General features: G+C 37.8%; 6 protein-coding genes. 2 read left to right on the top strand and 4 right to left on the bottom strand.

Translation table 11 applies throughout. The annotated features are described in order from the left end of the window. Positions 1–123: 123 nt before the first annotated feature. Both ACR2F7_RS11085 and ahcY read right to left on the bottom strand, forming a co-directional pair. On the bottom strand, positions 124–843 hold the full coding sequence (locus tag ACR2F7_RS11085; protein ID WP_432713628.1) for a pyridoxine 5'-phosphate synthase: 720 nt from the start codon (positions 841–843) through the stop codon (positions 124–126). A gap of 84 nt (positions 844–927) precedes the next feature. After that, on the bottom strand, positions 928–2,244 hold the full coding sequence (gene ahcY / locus ACR2F7_RS11080) for an adenosylhomocysteinase (protein WP_432713627.1): 1,317 nt from the start codon (positions 2,242–2,244) through the stop codon (positions 928–930). 193 nt (positions 2,245–2,437) lie between these two features. Between ahcY and istB the strand changes: the two genes are divergently transcribed. Continuing rightward, a complete protein-coding gene (istB, locus tag ACR2F7_RS11075) occupies positions 2,438–3,211 on the top strand; it encodes an IS21-like element helper ATPase IstB (protein ID WP_432713626.1) in 774 nt (257 codons plus the stop codon). Between the two features lie 182 nt (positions 3,212–3,393). Here the strand turns inward: istB and ACR2F7_RS11070 are convergent, their stop codons facing one another. Beyond that, complete coding sequence (locus ACR2F7_RS11070; protein ID WP_432713625.1) at positions 3,394–3,744, bottom strand: hypothetical protein; 351 nt, start codon at positions 3,742–3,744, stop codon at positions 3,394–3,396. Positions 3,745–4,142: 398 nt separating this feature from the next. On the opposite strand from ACR2F7_RS11070, the gene ACR2F7_RS11065 reads away from it, so the two are divergent. Further along, positions 4,143–4,385, top strand: coding sequence for a helix-turn-helix domain-containing protein (locus tag ACR2F7_RS11065; RefSeq protein ID WP_432713624.1), 243 nt, complete (start codon positions 4,143–4,145; stop codon positions 4,383–4,385). A 595-nt stretch (positions 4,386–4,980) separates the two neighbouring features. Here ACR2F7_RS11065 and ACR2F7_RS11060 read toward each other — a convergent pair. Continuing rightward, positions 4,981–5,563, bottom strand: a 583-nt coding sequence (locus ACR2F7_RS11060; RefSeq protein WP_432713623.1) for a transporter, incomplete at its 5' end; no start/stop codon positions are given.

The following is a 5,563-nucleotide window of genomic DNA, read 5'->3' as shown; positions in this document are numbered from 1 at the left end:
CATTGCGGCTGTGTCAGCAGCATTTGTTGCAATATGGCGATTTTTAAAGTCTTCTTGGTAGTGGATATTTAAGCTCATGAATGATAGCAATAAAAGTTGCCGCAAAGGTAGAAAAATTCTAGCTTAGTTTGATAATTGCTGTAGATACATTTGGATAGTCTTTTCTAATCCTAAATATAAGGCATCGGCAATTAAAGCATGACCAATAGAAACTTCCAATAGACTGGGAATCTGTTCGTTAAAATATTTAAGATTGTTCAAGTCAAGGTCATGACCAGCATTGAGCCCTAAGCCCAGTTCAACAGCTTTATGGGCGGCTTTAACATAAGGAGCAATAGCTGCCGCCTTATCTTGCTGGTAATGATGTGCATAGGCCTCAGTATATAGCTCAATTCTATCGGTGCCAGTTGTAGCTGCCGCTTCTATCATTTCTGTTACCGGGTCAACAAAGATGGAAACCCTGATGCCGGCATTTTTAAATACGCTCACCATCTCTTTCAGGTAGTCCTGGTGTTTAATGGTATCCCAGCCATGGTTAGAAGTAAGTTGTCCTTCGCTATCGGGCACTAAAGTTACCTGTGCAGGTTTGTTGCTCAAAACCAGGTCAACAAATTTTTGCTCGCTGCAATTACCTTCAATGTTAAATTCTGTTGCAATTACTGCTTTCAGGTCAAAAACATCCTGGTAACGGATATGTCTTTCGTCAGGGCGGGGGTGTACGGTGATTCCCTGAGCGCCAAAACGTTCACAATCTAAGGCAACTTTAACCAGGTCAGGGTTGTTGCCACCGCGGCTATTGCGCAGGGTTGCTATTTTATTGATGTTAACAGATAAGTTTGCCATATCCAAAGGTAAGGAATAGAAGTTAGTTCATAAAAAAAGCCTTCCTTGCGGAAAGCTTTTTTAAAATTTATCAATAAATACTGACTAGTATCTGTAAGCTTCAGGTTTAAACGGACCTTCAACAGGTACGCCGATATAATCAGCCTGGTGTTGATCTAAAACATCAAGTTCTACACCAATTTTAGCCAAGTGTAAACGTGCTACTTTTTCATCTAAATATTTAGGAAGCACATAAACTTTGTTCTCATAGTTAGCAGTGTTAGTCCACAATTCTAATTGAGCTAAAGTTTGGTTAGTGAAAGAGTTGGACATGACGAAACTAGGGTGACCAGTTGCGCAACCTAAGTTAACCAAACGACCTTCAGCCAATAAGATAACATCTTTACCGTCGATAGTATATTTATCAACCTGTGGTTTGATTTCTACTTTAGTATCACCATAGTTTTTATTTAACCAGGCAACATCAATTTCGTTATCAAAGTGACCTATGTTACAAACGATAACTTTATCTTTCATAACTTTGAAGTGCTCCGCACGAACGATATCACAGTTACCAGTTGTGGTAACCACAATGTCAGCTTCTTTAACGGCAGTCGCAAATTTCTTCACTTCGTAACCTTCCATTGCAGCTTGTAAAGCACAGATCGGATCAATTTCTGAAACGATAACACGTACACCTTGTGAGCTCAATGATTCTGCAGAACCTTTACCAACATCACCGTAACCGGCAACAACAGCAACTTTACCAGCCATCATTACATCAGTAGCACGACGAATCGCGTCTACTAATGACTCACGGCATCCGTATTTGTTATCAAATTTAGATTTGGTAACTGAATCATTTACGTTGATAGCAGGTAAATGTAAAGTTCCGTTTTTCATGCGCTCATATAAACGGTGAACGCCTGTAGTCGTTTCTTCAGACAAACCTCTGATTTCAGCAATCAGCTCAGGGAACTTGTCGAACACCATATTGGTTAAATCTCCACCATCATCCAAAATCATGTTTAATGGCTGACGCTCTGGACCAAAATGAAGTGTTTGCTCAATACACCAGTCAAAATCTTCTTCGTTTAGACCTTTCCAGGCATAAACTTGAATACCAGCAGCAGCGATAGCAGCGGCAGCGTGATCTTGAGTGGAGAAAATATTACATGAAGACCAGGTAACTTCTGCACCTAATTCTACTAAAGTTTCAATTAAAACTGCAGTTTGGATAGTCATGTGAAGGCAGCCTGCAATGCGGGCACCTTTTAATGGTTTTGATGGGCCAAATTCTTCGCGCAATGACATTAGACCGGGCATTTCTGCTTCGGCTAAACCAATTTCTTTGCGGCCCCATTCTGCCAGTGAAATGTCCTTAACTTTGTAAGGAACGTAAGTTGTCTCTACTGATGACATAAAATTATTTTTTAATTAATTGATTATCAATTGATTACCTGATTTTTTAATTTGTATGAGCAAACAATTTGCAAACATATTCTGATTATCAGAATACAAAAGTAAACAATTTCGATGTGAATCTTTATCACATAACGCCATACTAAGTTTTTCAGTTTTATTTCTACATTAGGATTACTTTTATGGTATAGCAATGGAGCAAATCAAACAAATTAAAGCGCATGCAGAAATACTGCGGCTAACCAATCTCAGGAAAACTCCTGAAGAGGTAATTCACCAGGCACAGCTAGATAAACCTTCTTATATGGACTTTATCATGGGAATACTGGCAACTGAGGTAAACTACCGCAAATCAGCAGACCTGGAAAGAAGAATCCGGCTGGCTAAATTGCCTAAACACAATGACCTGGACACTTATGACTTTAACGTATCAAATGGAATTCTGAAGGCAGAACTTGCACAATTGAGAGAATTATTGTGGCTGGAGCAAAATTATAACCTGATATTGATGGGGCCTAGCGAAACCGGGAAAACGTATCTCGCGGCAGGATTAATCCATGATGCCCTGATCGGCGGGTATCGCGCGTACTTTCTGAGTATGGAAGAGCTAACGAACATTCTTAAGATGAAGGATATTACTGTATCAGCAATGAATGCCTATAACCGCCTCTTAAAAGCGCATGTGTTGGCCATAGATGATATTATGCTTTTTCCGATTAATAAAGCACAGGCCGTAGCCTTCTTTAATATGATCAATCATCTGCATGAGCAGGCCTCCATTATTATTACTACAAATAAATCTCCAAAGCAGTGGGCTGAAACCCTGGAGGATGAAGTGTTAGCAACAGCATTACTGGACAGGCTGCTTTATAGATGTGAGGTAGTCAAAATAAAAGGTACCAGTTACAGAATGGAAAATAGAAAAACGATCTTCCCAGAGAAAATACAGGAAATCAAATCAGTCTAGTAGGTGTATTTTTTTGGCTAAAAGTGGTGGATTACTTTTGCGAAAATTGATGAAAGTAAATTTGCTATTTACAGATATACATTTGTATAAAAATGAAGTGACAATAAAACTTAGGTGGAGCCAATCGAATCGGCTTTTTCAGTATAATACCCCTTGTTTTAGTTGATTTGCTGTCTATCCATTTAAAAAATATTAGATTGTACTTTAAGATAATCAGAAATAAGAATCAAATATTCTGATCTAGTCAATTCCAAATCTTGGTACTTGGAAGGTTTTATTCTTTCTAAGTTGAGAAAGTGTTGCTGGAAAAATAGAAGTATCGAATCATTGATTTTATTTTCGTCAACGAATATCCTTAAACCATACAAGAATTTTATACTGGCTTGTTCGGGATCAATAACCCCATCATTCAGCATTGATAGCATACTGAGGGCTTCAGCCATAGGTGAATTCTCAACGATTACCTTTACAATATCTTCTCTTCCATTGCGATCAAGTCCGGATAAGTACTGGGTACATGCTTTTAAGAGCATTACGTTGGCTTTAGATCCTTCATCCGCTAAAAAGCCCTCCTGATAAGATGAAAATTCTTTACTGAATACTAGCTTTTCATTTGTGGTGAATGCTTCTTCCGCATCCGCATTGCCGAATAAGCATAAGTCGAATATTGGTTTGATGATTAATAATGTTTTGGAAAGTTCATTGACAATTTTTTTTGGATTTTCGATTTATTAAATAATACAGCCCCCACGTAATGGCAACATAGATTAACCCTCGGCCAGGATTACCAGATAGGGTTCCTGCCGTAGCAGCCCCTGTTGAAATGAAAATAGCTATGATAAACGAAATAAATTTCAAAATCGAAGATAATAAAATACACGTATATATGTAGGTGTTTTTGAATATGACTTTCTGCTCTTTGCATATAAATATGCAAAGAGCGTCAGTTAATACCGATATTGAGCAATATGTGATTGATAAGGTGAAGGAAATCCGTACTTCTAAAGGTATTTCTCAAGCTAAGCTTGCTCATCTTATTGAGTTATCTGTAGGTTTCATAGGAAATGTCGAAAATCCCAAACACATTGCAAAGTATAATTTGAACCACCTTAACAGAATTTCGAAGGAGCCTAATGTTCCTTTCAAGGATTTCTTTCCTGAGTGTTCACTTTAATTTTAGAATTTGTATTTCTTAATGATTTCCGGTCTTATATTGTGTACGCCAATATTGAAGTTTAGTATTACCTTCACCTCAATAACCAGAAATGTTTAGCAAATGCTGACAAACATTAGTTTATGCAAATGCTGGAAGGGAATTAAATATTGCTTAAAAGTCTAAAGCTTAAGCCCCTCACTTATGAGTGCAAAATGTACTTTTGTCGCTGTTTGCTAGATTAATCAGTGAGATCAATGCTTCTGCAATTGAAATTTATAATAACTGATGATCTATAATTTTATATTAGGCATGAAAACCGCCAAGTTACGGCTCATTACAAGCAAATATGTTGGTGTATAGGTGATGACGTGGCTGCTTTAAACAAGTATGGGGCATTTTATGAAGACAAAACTAGTATCAGCGCATTTTGTATTATTGATACGGAGAGAGATTCAATTAATTGTTATATGGATGAAAGCGAGTGAGTGCGATTTGTTGCCGCTGACTATTGAATTATTATTGTTCAAAATTAGATGATTTTAAGAAAGTATTAAAATCATAATGATGTAATAAATAGATTGACAGTACCAGTGGTATTCACTCTTATATCTGATTAATGATGTGTTGGAATTAAAAAATTCACGCCCACTTGAACGGCTGTACCTGCAAATCTATTTTTAGCAGAAAAATTCTGTGTAATTCTTCCCATTAGCCCAATTCTCATGGGTTTAATCCAATAAGAGTAAAAACTGCCTACGCCAGCAATCCGATCAGCTATTAATATGACCTCTTGGCCTTTATCATCACTTACCTGCTTGGTGTAATGGGCGAAAAAGCCCACCTCATCACCTTTTTTATTCAATACATGTGAACCGCCCAAATCGATGGTCAAATGAGTACCTTCTTTAAAATCGGTGTCTTTTTGCCATTGGTTAAGCTCCAATGTTGTGGCCAAAGAAACACTGAATTTAGGGGTTGGCTTTAATCTTGCAGCCGCCCTTAGGTTATGCGACCAATAACCATGACCTCCATTGTCCAGATCGTCAGGCTTATATCGTCCTGTTGGGGCCCACACGCCATAGTTAAAAGCATAACTTAATTTATCTTTTGTCCAGGATAGCCAGATAGGCTGTATATACATGTCACCAAAACCTAAACTTTTGTTCGTGAAGACATAATTCCCAGGGCCCGTTTGA

The sequence above is a fragment of the Pedobacter sp. genome, assembly GCF_045628745.1.
Taxonomy (GTDB): Bacteria; Bacteroidota; Bacteroidia; order Sphingobacteriales; family Sphingobacteriaceae; genus Pedobacter.
Note: the sequence above shows the minus strand (reverse complement) of the source record. Positions and strands in the feature narration are given on the sequence as shown.